The organism is Streptomyces sp. AK010 (assembly GCF_014207295.1).
Classification (GTDB): domain Bacteria; phylum Actinomycetota; class Actinomycetes; order Streptomycetales; family Streptomycetaceae; genus Streptomyces; species Streptomyces massasporeus.
Genome location: NZ_JACHCX010000011.1, coordinates 145391 through 164044, shown reverse-complemented (window position 1 = coordinate 164044; position 18654 = coordinate 145391). Strand labels below are relative to the sequence as shown.

Below are 18654 nucleotides of genomic sequence, written 5' to 3'. Positions count from 1 at the left end.
ATGTCCGGACTGCCCCCGATGGCCGACAATGACCTCCATGACAGCCCCTCGCATCACCCCCGCCGACCAGCCCTCACCGGGGCTCCGGGAGCGGAAGAAGATCAAGACCCGCCGGGCGATCCGCACCGCGACCTACGCGCTGATCGAGAAGCAGGGCTACGACGCCACGACGATCGAGCAGATCGCCGACCGCGCCGAGGTGTCGCCGTCGACCGTCTTCCGGTACTTCCCGGCCAAGGAGGACATCGTCGTCACCGACGCGTGGGACCCGGTGATGACGGCGGAACTGCGCGCCCGGCCGGCGGACGAGCCGTGGGCCGACACCTTGCGGCACGTGATGCGCACGGCCCTCGACCAGGCGCTCGCCGAGGAGCCCGCCGTGACCCGGCTGCGGACGCGGCTCGGGGTCGAGGTGCCCGCGGTCCGGGCCCGCATGCTGGAGAACGCCGCGGACACCGGCCGGCTGCTCCGGGACGCCCTGGCGGAGCGCTCCGGACTCGACCCCGGCAGTCTGGAGCTGCGCGTCTTCACCATGTCCGTGATGGGCGGGCTGATGGAGGCCTCCCACTACTGGGCCGAGACCGGCCACCGCGACGACATCCGGGACCTCGTCGACCGCGCCCTGGACGTCCTGGAACGCGGCCTGCCGGCCGGAAAACCCTGAGGCCGGCGCCCTGCGCCATGGCATCCTGACCGGGTGAACGGTCCCGAGATCCAGGTCGAGTTCGCCCCCGAGCTGCATGTGTTCGTGCCCCGGGCCCGAGCGGAGGGCACCGTACGGGCCGCCACCGACGGCGTCTCCAGCCTCGGCCACGTCATCGAGTCGCTGGGCGTGCCGCTGACCGAGGTCGGCGCGCTGGTCGTGGACGGCCGCGAGGTGCCCTTCGCGCACGTCCCGGTCGCCGGCGAGGCGGTGGCCGTACGGGCCGTCGCGCGCCCCCAGCAGGTCTCGGGCGCCCCCCTGCGCTTCCTCCTCGACGTCCACCTCGGCACGCTGGCCCGCCGGCTGCGCCTCCTCGGTGTGGACACGGCCTACGAGTCCACCGACATCGGCGACCCGGCCCTCGCGGCGCGTTCGGCGGCCGAGCGGCGGGTGATGCTGAGCCGCGACCGGGGGCTGCTGCGGCGCCGGGAGCTGTGGGCGGGGGCGTTCGTGTACAGCACGCGGCCGGAGGAACAGCTGCGGGACGTGCTGGAGCGGTTCCGGCCCGAGTTGCTTCCCTGGACGCGGTGCACGGCCTGCAACGGGGTGCTGCGCGAGGCGACGAAGGACGAGGTCGCCGATCAGCTGAAGCACGGGACGCATGCGACGTACGACGTGTTCGCGCAGTGCACGGCGTGTGGGCGGGCGTATTGGCGGGGGGCGCATCACGAGCAACTTGAGGCGATCGTGGAGCAGGCGGTCGCTTTCACGAGGAGCGCGGTTGAGGGTTGAGCGCCGGTGAGGGTTGAGCGCGGTTGAGGGTTGAGCGCCGTGGGGAACCGCGCGGCCGTTGTGGCTGGTCGCGCAAATTCCCGCGCCCCTTGAGGGCGCGCCCCTGAGGGCGCGCCCGTGAAGGGCGTTTCTAGCGTCTCGCCACGTCTCCCTTGCCGCAGGCGATCCCGTCCCTGTTCCTGTCCAGGCCCAGTGGGTCGTCCTTGCCGTTGACCTTCAGGCGGCCGTAGTCGTTCGCCTTGAGCCACTCACAGCGTGCCGCCGTCGTCTTCTTCACCTCCGCCGGGAAGTGCGTCGGCACGCAGACGTTGATCGAGCCGTAGTGGCGGTCGCAGCCGGAGACGGTCGGGCTGACCTTCTGCGACGTCCGCTTCTTGCCGGGCTTGACCACCTTGCCCGTGGGCTTGTCCGCGAAGTCGTGGACGTGGGCCGAGGAGTCCGTCGCCCCCAGCGCCTGCGGGCCCTGGAGGTGCACCCACTTCGCCACCGAGGGCACGCCGTTCGCGTCGACCGCGAAGAGCATGTACCAGCCGGGCGGGGCCAGGTTGGGGTTGCTCGTCACGTTCAGGTCGACGTTGTTGCCGTCGACCGACAGCGGCAGGTCCACGAACCGCTGGTTGGGGTCCGAGGAGTGTGTGACGGCGGCGGGGCGGATCAGCTCGGCCTTGGCGACGGGCCGGTCGACGGTGATCCGCTGGGTGTCGCCGTAGTTCCACTCGGTGTCGATGACGGAGGTGATCTGCGGGCGGGGGCCCTTGAACAGGTACGGCGGGCTGTAGACCGACACGTCGTGGTTCCAGGAGCCGTTGCCCGGGTTGTCGCCGGTCGTCATCACACGGCCGTCGGGGAGCAGGAACGCCGAGGAGTGGTAGCCGCGCGCCTCGGGGTCGACGGCGACCGGGTCGAAGGTCTCCGACGCGGGGTCGAAGATCGACGTCTCGTAGACCGGGTCGGCGCGGTTGTGCAGCGCGCCGCCCGTCTCCAGCACCTTGCCGTCGGGCATCAGCACGGCGGAGACGTACATCTTGCCCTGGTTCCCGGTCTGCGGGACCGGGCCGTTGCCGAGGTCGACGGTGCCCTGAGGGATCGGCGGACCGGCGACGTACGACGGGTTCGGCTGCTTGAGGTCGATGATGTCGGTCAGGCGGTTCGCCTCCGGGTTGGAGTCGATGTTGCCGCCGCCGAGGGTGAGCACCTTCTGGTCCTGCGCCGGGGGCAGGAGCACGCTCGCCGACTGGTCGCGCTCGTCCTTGTTGCGCAGGCCCGGCACCTGGGTGGTGGTGTTGGCGCCGTAGTCGTAGATCGCGGATCCCGTGCCCGGGATGTTGTTGCCGAAGACGTGGCTGCCCGAGTAGAAGAGGCGGCCGTCCTGCATCAGGATCATCGACGGGTACAGGCCCCAGTACGACCAGGTCTGGTTGACCTTCCACAGCGGCTGCCACTGCTGCTCGGCCTCGGAGAACAGCTCGGCGGTGACCGAGCCGGTGGAGTCCTCGCGCAGGCCGCCGAAGGAGATGACGTCGCCGTTGCCGAGGATCGTCGCCGACGGGTACCAGTGGCCGTCGTTCATGTCGTTGGTCTTGGAGTAGGTCTCGGTCTTCGGGTCGAAGATGTACGAGTCCTTGTAGCCCTCGTAGCCGTGCCCGCCGGGCACCGGGTACGCCTTGTTGCCGCTCATCACGAGCACGCGCCCGTCCTGGAGCTGCACGTGCCCGGCGCAGAACATGTCCTTCGGCGTGGGGATGATCTTGTACGAGCCGTTCGCCGGGTCGTAGACCGCCGAGGTGAACGTGCCGGCCTCGAACATCGACTCGTCGTTTCCGGAGCCCGCGATCAGCAGCACCTTGCCGTTGTTCAGAACGACGGAGTGCATGGAGCGGACCGGGTTCCGCGTGGGCAGCACGTCCCACTTGCCGTCGGCGCACTGCTGGGCGGTGCCGGTGCACTCGGGCGGCAGGACCGGGTCGGGCACCTGGTCCATGGTGTAGTCGTCGGTGGTGGCGGAGCCCGTGCCGTAGACGGAGACGCCCCAGGAGATGCGGTCGGTGCCGGCCGGGACCTCGGGCGTGCGGACGGTGGCCTCGGTCCAGTTCCCCGACAGGTCCAGCGTCTTGAGGTCGGTCCAGTACTGCCAGCCGGCCGTCGTGTCGTGCCGGAACAGGGTGATCGCCGCGTCCGGGGTCGTCGTCTTGTACCAGAGGCCGAGGTCGTACTGCTTGCCCGGCGTCACCACCGGCGCGCACGCGGCGGACTCGGTGATCAGCGCCTTGCGGTCGCCGTCGACGCGCCGTGTCAGCTCGACCTTCATCGCCTTGGAGCCGGTGTGCGCGTCGGCCGTGGTGGTGAAGGTGAAGTCGTTGTCGCCCCAGCCGGACTTCTCCCAGCAGTACGGCATGCCGTCGGCTCCGGCGGTCTCGAAACCGGGGTTCTTGATGAGGTTGGCGGCGGAGGCGGGCTGCGGCGCGGTCAGGAGCAGGCCCGCGGTGAGGCCCGCCACGGCCAGGAACGCGGTACCTCTACGACGTCTGTTCACCGGGAGCCTCCGAGGATGCCCCGGCCTTCAGGCCGGGGAGGAATCAGACTCCTGCGGAGCAGGACAAGGAAAGAGCAATTGCCGTCAGGGCGATTGCTCGTCTGCCGGGACTGGGCCGCGACCGCCCTCAAGCCGGTGCAAGATCTCGGAGTTGAGGGACCTGCGGGCGCGTTTGGCCTCGGAGACCAGCCATGCGTGAAGGTCGGCGGGCAGACGGAGCGTGATGCGTACTTCTTCATGATCCATACCCCAAGTTTAGTGGTAGAATGGTGTCATGACGACACAATCGAAGACGGCGGAGGGTACGGGGCACGCCCGGTACACCTACCGGCTCCGCGTGTCGTCCACGGCCCGCACCGCGCTGCTCGCCGAGTGGGACCGCTGCCGCTGGATCTGGAATGAGTGCGTTGCCAAGTCCCGGCAGATATACGCCCACAACCGCGCGCACCCGGACGACAAGCTGACGTGTGGCCCGGCCCAGCTCGACAAGATGCTGACCGAGGCCCGCGCCAAACTCCCCTGGCTCCGCGAAGGCGCCTCGGTGCCGCAGCAGCAGACCGTCCGCGACTTCGCCACGGCCCGTTCCAAGGCGCTGAAGGACATCGACAAGCGCCTGCCGATCCGGCAGCGCGCGGGCATGCCCGGGGTAAAGAAGAAGCGCGAAGCGCTGCCGACGCTGAACTACACCGTCCGGGGCTTCCGCTTGAAAGATGGCCGTCTGCATCTCGCGGGCGGGATCGTGCTGACGGTGGTGTGGTCGCGGGATCTGCCGTCCGTGCCGTCCTCGGTGCGTGTGTACCGGGACAGCCTCGGACACTGGTACGCGTCGTTCGTCGCCGCCGCCGAGGTCCAGCCGCTCCCCGAGACCGGCCGTGTGCTCGGCGTGGACTGGGGCGTCAAGGAGACCGCCACCACCACATCCGACGCGCACGACCTGCCGCACGCCCAGCACGGCAAGACCGCGGCGCACAAGCTCGCCCGCTACCAGCGGATGACGTCCCGCCGTAAGCCCACGCGGGGGCACGCCGCGTCCAAGGGCTACCGGCAAGCCCGGGCGCAGGCCGCGAAGCTGCACAAGAAGGTCGCCCGGCAGTGGCAGGACACCGCCCGTAAGTGGGCCAAGCGGGTCGTCCGCGACCACGACGCCATCGCCGTCGAGGACTTCCGGCCGAAGTTCCTCGCGAGGACCACTATGGCCCGCAAAGCCGCCGACGCCGCCATCGGCGCTACCAAGACGGCCCTGATCGAGATGGGCCGCAAGCACGGGCGGGACATCCGCCTCGTTCACCCCGCGCACACCACCATGGAATGCGCGTCCTGCGGAGCGAGAACCAAGCACGCACTTCCTCTTTCGGAACGTACCTACACCTGCACCGCGTGCAAAGCCGTATCCCCTCGGGACAAGAACTCCGCACGCGTGATGCTGGTCCGGGCTGGTCTCAACCCGGCTGGTGCCGAGGGCGTAAGCCCCCCGGGAGCGCTGATCCCGGAGGCAGCCTGAGCCAGGAATCCCCCTTCTTCAGGAGGGGGAGGAGTCAAACGGCTCTCCTTGCTGTGCGGTGCTCCCGCGCACGGGCTTGTCCCGGCCCCGGCGCGGCAGATAGACGAGCGCTTCGGTCCCGGCGAAGCGCAGGACGAACGTCGTCACCAGCGCGAGCGCGGTGGCGGACAGCACGCCCAGGTGGAACTGGTGCACGAACAGGGCGATCAGCGGGATGCGCAGCACCAGGTCGGCGTTGGCGAGGAGCGCGAACCGACCGGCCCGGTCCCACCAGCGACGGTGGCGGCGCCGCTCGCGGAACAGCAGGTGCTCGATGAGCAGGAAGTTCCAGGCGACGCCGAGCTGGTTGGCGAGGATCTCCGCCGGCACGTAGTGCATGCCGGCGGCGGTCAGCGCCCACAGGCCGACCAGGTTCGGCAGGAAGCCGGTCAGCCCGATCAGGCCGAACCCGACCATGCGCGCGACCGGGGAGGCGGTGCGCAGCCCGGCCAGGTGCCGCAGGAAGCGGAAGCCTTCCTGCGCGGTCGACTTGGACTCACCGGCGAACCGGTCCTGGAAGACGAACGGCACCTCGGTGACCCGGCGCGGACGGCTGCGGACGGCGAGTTCGAGGAGGATCTTGTAGCCGAGCGGCTGGAGGACCTCCGCCGTGACCGCGCTGCGGCGGATCGCGAAGAAGCCGCTCATCGGGTCGCTGATGCCGTGCAGCCGGCGCGGGAACAGCGCCTTGGTCAGCCAGGTCGCCCCGCGCGAGACGAACACGCGGTAGCTGCCCGCGAGTCCGGCCCGGCTGCCGCCCTTGATGTACCGGGAGGCGACGACCAGCCCGGCGTTCGCCCGCTCACCGGTGGCGACCAGGTCGGGCACCAGGGACGGCGGGTGCTGGCAGTCGCCGTCCATGACGACGATCCAGTCGGACGTTGCGGCCTTCAGCCCCTCGACGACCGCACCGCCGAGCCCGCCCACCGGCTCCTCGCGGTGCAGCACGGTCACCGGGAAGGGGCAGTCCTGCGCCGCGTCCTCGATGACCTCCGGCGTGTCGTCCGTGGAGTCGTCCACGAAGAGGACCTCGCACGGCAGCCGCGCCGGGACGGCCTCGGTGATCTGGTGCAGCAACTGCCGGACGTTCGCCGACTCGTTGAACGTCGGTACGACGATGGTGACGGCGCCCGGCTCGGGGACCTCGGTGGTCTCGGTCTCGACGACCTTGCCGGGGACGGTGTACTCCTGGCTCATCGCGTGCCTCCGGCGGGCGTCTTGATCTGGCGGATCTCGATGCGGTCCTCGCCGGTGCCGAAGGTGGCGACCGGGTCCGAGTGCTCCATGGCGGCCTTGACGTTGGGCAGGTCGACCGCGTCCCGCCGGACGGTCGGCGAGGCGACGACGTAGTCGAGGTCCTTCCAGCCGCGCGGCATCGTCTTCGTCACGGCCGGGTCGAGGTCGGCCTTGTAGAACCAGATGACGCCGAGGCCGGGCCGGTAGCCCTGGTGCACCAGGTCCAGCCAGAGCGCGTCGTCGACCAGCACCCGGGTGCGCTCCGGGTCCTCGACCTCCGTGGCCAGCCACTTCGACGCGGCCTTGTAGGGGGCGTTGGCGTCGGTGGTGACGGCCGTGCGGGCACCGTCGTACCAGTGCGGGACGACGTAGGCGCCGGCGGCCAGGGCGAGGACGGCGGCGAGCGTGTACCGGCCCACGCTGACGTACCGTTTCTCCGCCTCGGAGCGCCAGCGGCTCAGCACCGCGTGGGCGACGGAGGCGGTGCCCCCGGCGAGGACCAGCGCGAGGAACGGCAGGGCCTGGATGACGTACATCGCGGGCAGGTAGCCGTTCGGGCGCAGGGCCAGCGCGGCGAAGATCGCCACGGCCAGGGCCGGTCCGGCCAGGGCGCGGGCGGTGACCGACCAGCGCCAGGTGACGAGCAGCAGCAGGGCGCCCGCGAGGCCGCCGAGGGGCAGGATCCGGTCGTAGTACAGCCACGACTGGAGCACGCCCCAGGAGCCGGAGCCCTGGTCGAGGATGAAGCCCGAACCGGGTCTGGTCATCTGGTACTTGACGCCGTCCCAGAGGGACACGTGCCCGGCGCCCGGCATCAACTCGCCCTTGAGCAGGGCGAACAGCGGGTACGCGAAGCCGATCAGGGCACAGGCCGTGACGGCTCCGGTGAGGGCGAACTTGCGGGTGTCCCGGTGGCTGTGGCGCCACATGGTGAGGAACAGGGCGGGCAGGACGACGAGCATCGTCTCCTTGGTCAGCACGGCCGTGGCGGCCGCGATGCCCGCCCCGAAGTGGTGCCAGAGGTGACGGCTCGGGGAGGCCGCCAGCGCGAAGGCCAGCAGCGTCCACATCACCGCGAGGTTGTCGAGGAAGATCTCCCGCTGGAGCACGATCGACAGCGGCGACAGCCCGAAGAACACCATGCCGAGCGCGGCCGCCCAGCGGGGCAGCGCGAGGCGCCGGCCCAGCACGAAGATCAGGACCGCGCTGATGCCGCTGATCACGAGCATCGCGGCGCGCATGGTGCCCACCGTCATCGACTCGGGGCTGATCAGCGCCGGGATCCAGGTCAGCACGGCGATCTGGATCCAGCCGAGCGGCGGATGGTCGTACCAGTAGGTGTAGTGGGCCAGGCCGTCGCCCTGCTGGACCGACCAGGCCTGGGCGAGATAGGTGCCCTCGTCGTCGCTGAGGGCCGGGTAGTCGGCGATGTTCCAGCCCTGCACGACGAGGATCGCCACGAGGAGGACACCGCACAGGAGCAGGTCGGGCCGGGAGGAGCGCAGCCGGCTCGGCGGCTCGACTCCTCGGTGCGCACCGGTGCGGGGCGCAGGACGGTACTGCGCGGGGACCTTCGCAGAGGTCACCGCGGGAAGGGTGGAGGTCACGCGGGAACGTCCTCTCGGGTCACTGCCGTCTCGTCGAGGTGCGCGCCGACATGGGTCGTCAGCTCCCAGTCGTTGCGGCCGCGCTGCTCACGCCACACGGCCCGCACGGCCGCGCCGGCGAGCAGGACCTGGTAGAAGGGGCCGCCCACGACCAGCTTCAGATAGTGCGCGAAGCGGACGCGCAGCCCGTACTGCTTGCCGAAGTCGTGCAGTCCGACGATCTCGAAGACGAAGGTGACCAGGGCCGTGACGGCCGGCAGGAAGGTGATGAAGGCGATGCCGACGGGCACGTCCAGGAACAGGGCGATCGCCACGTTGAGCGGGATGATCAAGCCGGTGAAGGCCTGCATGAACGGCGTCATCAGGGTGTAGCGGGCGAGCAGCCGCTGCCCGAGGGTGGGCAGTTGCTTCCAGTCCTTCTTCCGGTACACCTGGAGGAACCCCTGGTTCCAGCGGGTGCGCTGCTTCAGCAGGGACATCAGCGAGCCGGGGGTCTCCTCCCGGGTCACCATGTCCGAGTCGTAGGCGACGACGACCTTCTTGCCGACGCTGGACAGGCGCACGCCCAGGTCGCAGTCCTCGGCGAGGCAGTCGGGGTCCCAGCCGGCTGCTTCCCGCAGGACGTCCGTGCGGACGAAGACGGTGTTGCCGCCAAGCGGAATGAAACCTTTCTGCGCATGCAGGTGGAGCCGCGAGCGGAACCAGAAGAAGTACTCCAGGCAGTTGCGCAGGCTGTACCAGCTGGAGTGGAAGTTGATCAGCTGCACCCCGCCCTGGACGACGTCCGCGCCGGTGGTGCGGAAGGCGTGGTCGACATGGGCGAGGAGCTCGGGGTGGACCTGGTCCTCCGCGTCGAAGACCCCGACGACGTCGCCGCGGCAGTACGGCAGCGCCGTGTTCATCGCCTTCGGCTTGTTCTTCTTCTCGTGGGTGTCGACCACGACCCGGACCCGTGGGTCACGCGCGGCGGCCGTCTCGGCCACCGCGGTGGTCTCCGGGTCGTCGTGCCCGACGATCACGATGATCTCGAAGTCGGTGTGGCTCGACTCCAGCAGCCGCTGGATGGTGTGGTCCAGCACCGCCTGTTCGTGCCGCGCGGGCAGCAACAGCGAGAAGGAGACGTGCTCGTCCCCGTCCGGACTGCTGAACCGGGTGGAGGCGAGCACTTCCGGCGTACGCCAGGCGTGCATCTGCCACCACAGGGTGAACGCCGCCATCCAGAACAAGGCAAGTGAAACGGCAGCGATGAAGACAGACGTCAGCAAGCAGATCCCCCCAGATCCCAGAACCCCCAAGTCGCGACGGTGGGCCGATGCGGCCTCGTCCGCCACGCCACTGTGCAGAGATTAGGGGGGAACTGTGAAGCCTGGGGGCTGTTCAGATAAAGACCATGTTTCCGTTGATACGTGACTTCAGCCACTCAAGACCGTACGCAGCCGGTCAGGCTCGGTCGTCGGGGCGTCGCACGTGAAGTTACGGCAGACGTACGCGGCCGGTTCACCGCCGACCAGCGGACGGTCCGCGAGCAGCGGGAACTCCTCGCTTTCCGGGGCGCCCACGGCGACCACCGCACCGGGCGCGGTTCCCAGAAGTGCCGTGCGGTGCAGGGCCCTTGTACCCGCGTCGTCCAGGGCCGGACCCACGACCGCGACCTCGCGCGGACCGTCCAGCACGGCCTCCGCCGCGGCCAGTCCCCAGCCGATGAAGCGGGGCACACGCGGTCCCAGCGCCCTCACGACACCCAACGCCCGTTCGGCGGCGGTGCGATGAGGCTCGGAGCCGGTGTGCGCGGCATAGCTCAGCAGGGCGTTCGCGGCAGCCGTCCAGCCTGACGGGGCCGCGTTGTCGGTCGGGTCCTGCGGGCGGCGGATCAGCCGCTCCGCGTCTGAGGCCGTGTCGTACAGCGAGCCGGACTCGGGGTCCGTGAAGCGGGCCAGGACGTGATCGAGGAGGAACCCGGCGAACTCCAGCCAGACACCCTCCCCGGTGACGGACGCGAGCGCGAGGAAGCCCTCCGCCACATCCGCGTAGTCCTCCAGGACACCGGCGTTGGCGCCGGCGTGGCCGTCCTTGCTGGTGCGGGTGAGCCGGGCCTGCTCGTCCAGATGCAGCCGGACCAGGAGGTCGGCCGCGGCGACGGCGGCCTCGACCAGGTCGGGCCGGTCGAAGTAGGCGCCGGTCTCGGCGAGCGCGGCGATCGCGAGGCCGTTCCAGGCGGCGACGACCTTGTCGTCCCGGCCAGGCGCGGGCCGCCCGGCCCGAGCCGCGAGCAGCCGCTCCGAGATCGAGGCGATCTTCTCCGCGTCGGACACACCGTCGCGCACGGGGAGTCGGAGAACGGACGCGCCCTCCTCGAACGTGCCCTCCTCGGTCACACCGAAGTGCTGGGCCGCGAGCTCGGCGTCCTGCTCACCGAGCACCTCCCGCAGCTGCTCGGGCGTCCACACGTAGTACGCGCCCTCGACGTGCCTGCCCGTCCCGTCGTCGCTGTCGGCGTCCAGCGCGGAGGCGAAACCGCCCTCGTTCGTGCGCAGTTCCCGCACCATGAAGTCGGCCGTCTCCAGGGCGACCCGGCGCGCGAGCTCCGAGCCCGTGGAGCGCCAGAGGTGGGCGTACACCCGGCACAGCAGGGCGTTGTCGTACAGCATCTTCTCGAAGTGCGGCACGACCCAGTCACGGTCGACGGAGTAGCGGGCGAAGCCGCCCCCGAGCTGGTCGTACATCCCGCCCCGGGCCATCCGCTCGCAGGTGTCCTGCGCCATCTGCAGGGCCCCCTCGGCGCCGGTGCGGGCGTGGTGGCGCAGCAGGAACTCCAGCACCATGGACGGCGGGAACTTCGGCGCCCCGCCGAAACCGCCGCGCTGCGGGTCGTACTCCCGTGTCAGCCCGAGCAGCGCCTGCGCGAGCTCCTCCTCACCGGGGGTCTGCGCGTCGCCGTAGGAGATCTCCCGGCCGGCCAGATCCCGGACGATCTTCCCGGCGACCTCGGCCACCTCGTCCCGCCGCTCGTCCCACGCCTGGTGCACGCCCTGGAGCACCTGCCGGAACGACGGCATGCCCTGGCGGGGAGCGGGCGGGAAGTACGTACCGAAGTAGAACGGCTCGGCGTCCGGGGTGAGGAACACGGTCATGGGCCAGCCGCCCTGGCCGGTCGCCGCCTGCACGGCCTCCATGTAGACGGCGTCGACGTCGGGGCGCTCCTCGCGGTCGACCTTCACGCTCACGTAGTGCGCGTTGAGGTACTCGGCGGTCTCCTGGTCCTCGAAGGACTCGTGCGCCATGACGTGGCACCAGTGACAACTGCTGTATCCGACGCTGAGCAGCACGGGCACGTTCCGCTTGCGGGCCTCCTCGAAGGCCTCGGACGACCAGGGCCACCAGTCGACGGGGTTGTCGGCGTGCTGAAGGAGGTAGGGGGACGTCTCGTGCGCCAGTCGGTTCGGCATGGTGTCCATCCTGCCGCAGTACCCGGCCCCCCACGCGTCAGGCGTCGCGCGGGCGCCGCCCCCGCCTGCACGGGCGCCGGGCGCGCGGCACGCCAACCCGCCCTGGTCTTCACACAATCGGGCCGGGCACGCCCCCTCGCCCCGATGCGTCGTCCGCAGCACACTTGACCAAGAAAACGACCGAGGGAACGACCGCAACGGGTGGGACAGCGCCGTTGCCGCCGGAGGGGGACCTGACATGCGGGACAGTCATCGGGTGGAGGCCGAGCGGCTGTTGGCGCGGGCCGTCGAGGAGGAGGTGCGCCGCTCGGGCGGGCGCAGTGACGGGAAAGTGCTGCTCGCGCGGGCGCGCGAGGGGCTCGACGCGATGGCGCAGAGCGCGCGCGAGGAGTACGAGGCCTACACGCGCGCTCTGGACGAGGCGGCCGCCGGGCAGCTGACCTTCGGGCAGCGCTACGCCCGGGAGGGTGCCGGGACGCCGCTGCTGGTGGCCGGCGTGGCGGCGGTCGCGGCCGTGGTCGCCGACATGGCGCTGGGCACGGGGGCCGGGACCGCTCTCGGGGCGGGTGTGACGGTGGGTGTCGTGGGGGCCGCGGCGACGGTGGTGAAGGTGGTCGGGTCGCACGTGCCGGCCGCGAGTCGTCGAGCCGGCGCCGTGAGCCAGCCCGGCGGGCCCGAACAGCTCAGGCTCCAGTGGCTGACGGCGCTGGAGGTGCGGGGCATCCGGCCGTTCCTGGACCAGCAGCGGGTGCTCGCGGCCTCGACCGGGCCGAAGAAGACGGCGCCGCGGCTGCGGGGCGCGGACAAGAGCGCGGCGGCGCGAGGGCGCAATGTGCTGGAGCAGTCCTTCGCACAGCTCCCCGGGCCGACCGAGCCGTTCGCCGGGCGGCGGCACGAGCTGGCGCAGATCCGGCAGTGGGTGCAGTCGGCCCGGGCGAGCACGGAGACGCAGCCGACCGTGGTCGTGCTGCACGGCACGCCCGGGAGTGGCCGTACGACGCTCGCGGTGCACGCCACGCACGATCTGAAGGACTACTTCCGCGGTGCCTGCGTCGTCGACCTGCGCGCCGACGGCCCGGGCGAGTCCCCGCTGTCCACCCGCGACGCCCTGCTGCATCTGCTGAACCGGCTCGGCGCGCCTCGCGAGCAGTTGCTGTTCCGCGAGCGCTCCTCCCCCGACCAGCAGGTCAAGCGACTGAGTGAGCTGTACCACCAGCATCTGACGGGCCTGCCGGTCACGGTCGTCCTCGACGACGCCTCGGACGCGGAGCAGATCCGCGCCCTGGTCCCGGAGCGGTCCGACAGCCTGGTGCTGGTGACCGCGCGGGGGCCGCTGGAGCTGGAGGGACTGCCCGCGCGGGTGCACCAGCTGGCGGTCGCGCCGCTGGACGCCGCGGGGGCGGAGGAACTGCTGGGCGCGGCGGCGCAGGATCGTTCCGGGCCGTACGACGCGGAGTCCGCGGACCGGGTCCGGGAGCTGTGCGGCGGGCTGCCGCTGGCGCTGCGCATCGCCGGCTCGTGCCTGGGCCCGCGCTCGCCCCGCGCCCTGGCCACGGACCTCGAGGCCTACGGCCCGGTCGAGCCGGTGGAGCGCGCCCTGTGGCTGCGCTACACCGACCAGGCGGAGACCGTACGGCGGCTGCTGCGCCGGCTGGCCCTGGCCGGGCGGGCCTCCCTGGGGGCCGCCGCGGCCGCCGCGCTGCTGGCCACGGACGAGGCGGAGGCCAAGCGCCATCTGGAGGTCCTGACCCGTGCCGGTCTGATCGACCACGTCCGGGGCGACCGCTACCGGCTGCACGACCTGGTCCGTTCCTTCGCCCGGGCCCGCCTGCTCGACGAGGAGGATCCGGCCGAGCGGACGGCGGCACAGGAGCGGCTGATCGTGAACTACGCCGAGCTGGCGGACTCGGTGCTGCGCATGGTCGACGGCAACATGTCGACCCGCACCAACCGCTTCAGCCCGTACGGCTTCACCTCCCTCGACGAGGCGCTGCGCTGGCTGGACGACGAGTCGAGCTTCATCACCGCGGCGCTGCGGCACGCCGAGGGTGTGGACCAGGCGGCGGTGCTGAATCTGCTGGGCGCGCTGTGCGACTACTGCCTGCTGCGCGGCGACCTCTACCGCCTGGGCGAGATCAGTGAGCTGGCGCAGGCGGTGGACGAGGGCCTGCTCGTCCGCTCCGTGCAGTGGCGCACCGGCATCGCGGCGCGGCAGCTGGGCGAACTCGACAAGGCCCGCACCACCCTCGCCTCGGTCGTCGACCTGTACCGGGAGGCCCACCACGACGCGGGTGCCGCCCGTGCGCTGTGCTCCCTCGGCATCACCCTGCACCACCAGGGCAATCTGACGGAGGCGTCGGCGAAGCTCCGTGAGGCCCTGGCGCTGCAGTCCTCGCCCGAGCTGGCGACGGACCGGGCGTGGACGATGCACGCCCTGGCGGCGGTGGAGCGTGACCGGGCCCGGGTGACGGAGGCGCTGGACCTGCTGACCGAGTCGCTGGTGCTGCACCGCGCGGGCGAGTCCGTGCACGGCCAGGCGTGGGCGCACTTCCAGCTCGGCCAGCTGGGCCTGCGCATGGGCGACGTGCCGCGGGCCGAGTCGGAACTGCGGGCGGCCCTGGAGCTGTACGGCCGCACCCGTGACGCCCGTGGTGAGGCGTGGGCCCTGACGCAGCTGGCCCGTGCGCTGCTGGTCGCCGGGGACGCGTCCCCGGCGGTGGAGGAGCTGCGCGGGGCGGCGGCCCGGCACCGCGACAACGAGGATGCGCGCGGCGAGGCCTGGTCGTTGTACTACCTGGGCCAGGCCCTGGAGGAGACGGGCGATCTCGAACAGGCCGTCCGCGAGCTGGAGCGCGCCCGCACGATGTTCTCCCGCATGCGGGACGTCTACGGTCTGGCCTGCGCCCGCCACCACTCGGCCCGCGTCACCCGCGACCAGCGGGCGGCCCAGACGGGTTCCCTGCGCAATTCGGGCTTCGCCCGGCAGCTGCTGGTCGATGCCCGGGCCGACTTCCGGCGCATCGGCGTCGCCCACGGCGAGGCCTGGACGTGCCTGGAGCTGGTGATCGTGGACGCGGGCAACGCCCGCACCCAGCAGGCTCTGGCCCTGTGCGACGAGGCTGCCCGGCTGTTCGCCTCCTACGGCGACCGCCGCGGCGAGGACTGGGCCCGCTTCCTGCGCTGCACGCTCCTGCCCTACGCGGCCCCGGGCGGCATGGAGGTGGGTACGGCGGTGGCACAGGAGGAACTGGCCCAGCTGTCCCGCGCGAACCACGACCTGCGCGACCGGAAGCTGGACGACTACCTCGACGCGTACCAGCTCCTCCTGGAACGGGGCGTCACCCTGGAGGCAGGCTGGCAGGCCTGGCGCCTCGGCATGGTCCCGAACCGGCATGCGCGCGAGGTGATGGGGGTGGCGGTCGAGTCGAAGGCGTAGGCGCCCGGGCCCCCGGGGGCTTCACGCTACGGCCCGGGAGCGCGCCGGGCCGCCGTCGACGTGCTCCGCGATGGGCACCACGCACCCGTCGGCGGTGATCGGTGCCGGCCACCGACGGGTGGTGTCCCCCTGGGGGACGTCAGCCTTGCTTCTTGGCGCCCTGGCTCGAGGAGTCCGCTTCCGCGGCGGTCGCGTCCGCGTCCGCCGGGGACTGCTCCGGCTGGTCGGCCTTCGGATCCGGGACCTGCGTGAAGTCGACCCGGTTCATGTGCCGGCTCATGGACTTCATCAGGGCCCACACCGCCAGGGCCATCGCCGCGAAGACGATGAAGCCGAGGACGCCGGGGGTGACCTTGTCCTCGTCGACCTCCTTGGCGAAGGAGACCAGGTGCGTCATTGCCAGGCTTGCGCTTGCGCTCATGTCAGGCATTGTCGCGGATGCCCGCGAAGAGGTCGTCCTCGGGGAGGGAGGTATCGACGAGGGCCTTCGCCAGCTCGTACTCCTCCGTCGGCCAGACCTCCTTCTGGATCTCCATGGGCACCTTGAACCAGCCGCCGTCCGGGTCGATCTGCGTGGCGTGGGCGATCAGCGCCTTGTCGCGGATCTCGTAGAACTCGGCGCAGGGGATGTGCGTGGTGAGCGTGCGCTGCTTCATCCCGAACTCCTCCCAGCGCTTGAGCCAGTCCCCGTAGGGGGACTCCAGGCCGCGGTCGAGCATCGCCTGGTGCAGGGCCTCGGTGCGGGGGCGGTTGAAGCCCTGGTTGTAGTAGAGCTTCTGCGGCTGGTAGGCGGGGCCGTACTCCGCCTCCGGGTACTTCTCGGTGTCCGCGGCCGACTCGAACGCCACCATGGAGATCTTGTGGGTCATGATGTGGTCGGGGTGCGGATAGCCGCCGTTCTCGTCGTAGGTGGTGATCACCTGCGGACGGAAGGCACGGATCTTGCGCACCAGCTCACCGGCCGCGTGATCCACGTCCTCCAGGGCGAAGCAGCCCTCCGGCAGCGGCGGCAGCGGGTCGCCCTCGGGCAGGCCCGAGTCGACGAAGCCGAGCCATTCCTGCTTGACGCCCAGGATCTCCCGGGCCTCGTCCATCTCCTTCTTGCGTACCTCGTGGATGTGCTCCTCGATGTACGCGTCGCCCTGGAGCTTCGGATTGAGGATGGAGCCGCGTTCCCCGCCCGTGCAGGTCACGACCAGCACGTCCACCCCCTCGGACACGTACTTCGCCATGGTCGCCGCGCCCTTGCTCGACTCGTCGTCGGGGTGTGCGTGAACGGCCATCAGTCGCAACTGGTCAGTCAAGACTCAATCCTCAGTCAGTCGGCGCCCTGTGTGCGTCGGCGCAATCAGCGGCTTCTATAGTGACCGAATCGGGGGGCGAATAATTCCGGGGCCCGGTCCCGGAGCCCCTTCCGGGACCTTCGTCCCGGCCCTGCCAGGAGGACGATCATGAGTACGGCGAGCACGCGACCGCCCGAGGGCCGATACGGCCGCTCCTCGGACGAGCGGGCCGACCGCACGCTCAAGGTCGTCGGCGCCGTCCTCGCGGTGGCGCTGCTGGGTCTGATCGGCTGGTTCGGCTACCACTACGTCGCCAAGAGCGAGATCAGCGCCGAGGTGATCAGCTTCGAGCCGGGCAGGGAGTCCGTGCAGGTGCACCTGGAGGTCCGCAAGGACGCCGGCACCGACGGCTACTGCACCGTGCGCTCGCAGGCCGAGAACGGGGCCGAGGTGGGCCGGGCCGACTTCCGCTTCGACGGGGACGGGACCCGCATCGACAGGGTCGTCACACTCCGCACGACCTCCCCGGGGACGACGGCCGAGCTGCTGGGCTGCCACACCGGCTGACAACAACCGGCATCACCTGGAATGCGTAGTGCCTGACCTGCATTGACGTAAATCTGGTGGCTTATGTCCTCCCCCTTGGGCTCCTGAATTGTTAGGCTCGTGGTTTCGCCCTTCCGTGAAGGAACATTCTTCTGGGTAGGGCGATGCTTTGTATTCCCAGTACCTACGAGGAGCACCTGTGACCCAGACCAGCGAGAACGTCACCTGGCTGACCCAGGAGGCGTACAACAAGCTCAAGGCTGAGCTTGAGCACCTTACTGGTCCCGCGCGAGCGGAGATCTCCGCGAAGATCGCCGCGGCGCGCGAAGAGGGCGACCTGCGTGAGAACGGCGGGTACCACGCGGCCAAGGAGGAGCAGGGCAAGCAGGAGCTCCGTGTGCGCCAGCTCACCCAGCTCCTCGAGAACGCCAAGGTCGGCGAGGCTCCCGCCGCGGACGGCGCGGTGGCGCCCGGCATGGTCGTCACGATCGCGTTCGACGGCGACGAGGACGACACGCTGACGTTCCTGCTCGCGTCCCGCGAATACGCCAGCTCCGACATCGAGACGTACTCCCCGCAGTCCCCGCTGGGCACCGGCGTGATCGGCCACAAGGTCGGCGAGGACGCGGAGTACGAGCTGCCGAACGGCAAGAAGGCCCTGGTGAAGATCCTCAAGGCCGAGCCGTACGAGAGCTGACCCGCCCTTTCCGAGCCCTGGTCTGCCCCCGGTGCCGCAGCGGCACCGGGGGCATCCTCATGCCGTCGCCGAGCGGTACTTGCGCACCGCCAGGGTCCGGAAGACCACCAGGATCAGGATCGAGTAGATCAGCGAGGCCCTGACGGGGTGCTGCATGGGCCAGGCGTCCGACGGGGACTGGCCCGGGTTGGCGAACAGTACCCGGCAGGCCTGGACCGTGGCGCTGACGGGGTTCCACTCGGCGATGTGGCGCAGCCACGGGGTCATGTGGCTGGTGTCCACGAACGCGTGGGAGATGAACGTGACCGGGAAGAGCCAGATCAGGCCGCTGGTCGTGGCCGCCCCGGGGGGTCCGCACGGACATGCCGATCAGGGCGCCGAAGCAGGTGAACGCGTAGCCGAGCAGGAGCAGCAGGCTGAAGGCGGCGAGGACCTTGGCGGCGTTGGTGCTGCCGTCCGACCCGACGCGCCGGCCGACCAGCAGGGCGACCACGCCGAGGACGACCAGGATGAGGGCTGCCTGAGGACCTTGGCGGCGTTGGTGCTGCCGTCCGACCCGACGCGCCGGCCGACCAGCAGGGCGACCACGCCGAGGACGACCAGGATGAGGGCTGCCTGAGGACCTTGGCGGCGTTGGTGCTGCCGTCCGACCCGACGCGCCGGCCGACCAGCAGGGCGACCACGCCGAGGACGACCAGGGTGAGGGCTGCCTGCAGAACGGCAGCAGCATCAGCGCCGACGACGACCAGGACCCCCGGTGGCTGGCATCGTCGCCCCACGCGGGAGCGCCGCTCACCGGGCGCCCCCCTCACCGACTCCGTGTGCCCTCCCGGCCTTGGCCGCACTCCCTCGCTACCCGATCAGCGGTGCACGTCGACTCGACCGCACCCGTGAC

The 18654-nt window shown here is 70.8% G+C and carries 14 protein-coding genes and 1 pseudogene; 6 read left to right on the top strand and 9 right to left on the bottom strand.

The window, feature by feature from the left end; genetic code table 11:
* The first annotated feature begins 28 nt into the window (after positions 1–28).
* Positions 29–664 (top strand): TetR/AcrR family transcriptional regulator, encoded by a 636-nt coding sequence (locus HDC93_RS22035; RefSeq protein WP_185012583.1) that lies wholly within the window; start codon positions 29–31, stop codon positions 662–664.
* Positions 665–697: 33 nt separating this feature from the next.
* Complete coding sequence (locus HDC93_RS22030) at positions 698–1435, top strand: Mut7-C RNAse domain-containing protein (RefSeq protein ID WP_185012582.1); 738 nt, start codon at positions 698–700, stop codon at positions 1433–1435.
* A gap of 130 nt (positions 1436–1565) precedes the next feature.
* On the opposite strand, the gene HDC93_RS22025 is transcribed toward HDC93_RS22030, so the two are convergent.
* Positions 1566–3968, bottom strand: a complete 2403-nt coding sequence (locus HDC93_RS22025; RefSeq protein ID WP_185012581.1) for a galactose oxidase-like domain-containing protein — start codon at positions 3966–3968, stop codon at positions 1566–1568.
* An 84-nt stretch (positions 3969–4052) separates the two neighbouring features.
* Positions 4053–4214, bottom strand: coding sequence for an Arc family DNA-binding protein (locus HDC93_RS22020; RefSeq protein WP_185012580.1), 162 nt, complete (start codon positions 4212–4214; stop codon positions 4053–4055).
* Positions 4215–4242: 28 nt separating this feature from the next.
* Here HDC93_RS22020 and HDC93_RS22015 point away from each other — a divergent pair, with 28 nt between their 5' ends.
* The gene (locus tag HDC93_RS22015) at positions 4243–5469 is read left to right on the top strand and encodes an RNA-guided endonuclease TnpB family protein (RefSeq protein ID WP_185012579.1); all 1227 of its coding nucleotides are present in this window, start codon (positions 4243–4245) and stop codon (positions 5467–5469) included.
* Positions 5470–5487: 18 nt separating this feature from the next.
* Here HDC93_RS22015 and HDC93_RS22010 read toward each other — a convergent pair whose 3' ends face one another.
* From HDC93_RS22010 to HDC93_RS21995, 4 genes are all read right to left on the bottom strand, one after another.
* Positions 5488–6705 (bottom strand): glycosyltransferase family 2 protein, encoded by a 1218-nt coding sequence (locus HDC93_RS22010; RefSeq protein ID WP_185012578.1) that lies wholly within the window; start codon positions 6703–6705, stop codon positions 5488–5490.
* A complete protein-coding gene (locus HDC93_RS22005) occupies positions 6702–8351 on the bottom strand; it encodes a phospholipid carrier-dependent glycosyltransferase (protein WP_185012577.1) in 1650 nt (549 codons plus the stop codon). The genes HDC93_RS22010 and HDC93_RS22005 overlap by 4 nt, the downstream gene beginning before the upstream one ends.
* Positions 8348–9616, bottom strand: a complete 1269-nt coding sequence (locus HDC93_RS22000) for a glycosyltransferase (RefSeq protein ID WP_185012576.1) — start codon at positions 9614–9616, stop codon at positions 8348–8350. Before HDC93_RS22000 ends, HDC93_RS22005 begins: the two co-directional genes overlap by 4 nt.
* A 147-nt stretch (positions 9617–9763) precedes the next feature.
* Complete coding sequence (locus HDC93_RS21995) at positions 9764–11797, bottom strand: thioredoxin domain-containing protein (RefSeq protein ID WP_185012575.1); 2034 nt, start codon at positions 11795–11797, stop codon at positions 9764–9766.
* Positions 11798–12035: 238 nt separating this feature from the next.
* On the opposite strand from HDC93_RS21995, the gene HDC93_RS21990 reads away from it, so the two are divergent.
* Positions 12036–15233, top strand: a complete 3198-nt coding sequence (locus tag HDC93_RS21990) for a tetratricopeptide repeat protein (RefSeq protein WP_185012574.1) — start codon at positions 12036–12038, stop codon at positions 15231–15233.
* 139 nt (positions 15234–15372) lie between these two features.
* Here HDC93_RS21990 and HDC93_RS21985 read toward each other — a convergent pair whose 3' ends face one another.
* On the bottom strand, positions 15373–15663 hold the full coding sequence (locus HDC93_RS21985) for a hypothetical protein (RefSeq protein WP_185012573.1): 291 nt from the start codon (positions 15661–15663) through the stop codon (positions 15373–15375).
* The gene (gene mca, locus HDC93_RS21980; protein WP_033311300.1) at positions 15656–16537 is read right to left on the bottom strand and encodes a mycothiol conjugate amidase Mca; all 882 of its coding nucleotides are present in this window, start codon (positions 16535–16537) and stop codon (positions 15656–15658) included. Before mca ends, HDC93_RS21985 begins: the two co-directional genes overlap by 8 nt.
* Before the next feature lie 147 nt (positions 16538–16684).
* Between mca and HDC93_RS21975 the strand changes: the two genes are divergently transcribed.
* On the top strand, positions 16685–17083 hold the full coding sequence (locus HDC93_RS21975; protein WP_185012572.1) for a DUF4307 domain-containing protein: 399 nt from the start codon (positions 16685–16687) through the stop codon (positions 17081–17083).
* Between the two features lie 178 nt (positions 17084–17261).
* Positions 17262–17759 carry a transcription elongation factor GreA gene (greA, locus tag HDC93_RS21970; RefSeq protein WP_030842446.1) on the top strand — a complete coding sequence of 166 codons (498 nt, stop codon included), beginning with the start codon at positions 17262–17264 and terminating at the stop codon, positions 17757–17759.
* A gap of 57 nt (positions 17760–17816) precedes the next feature.
* Here the strand turns inward: greA and HDC93_RS21965 are convergent.
* Positions 17817–18282, bottom strand: a pseudogene (locus HDC93_RS21965) (ABC transporter permease); the annotation flags it as partial.
* Positions 18283–18654: the final 372 nt, after the last annotated feature.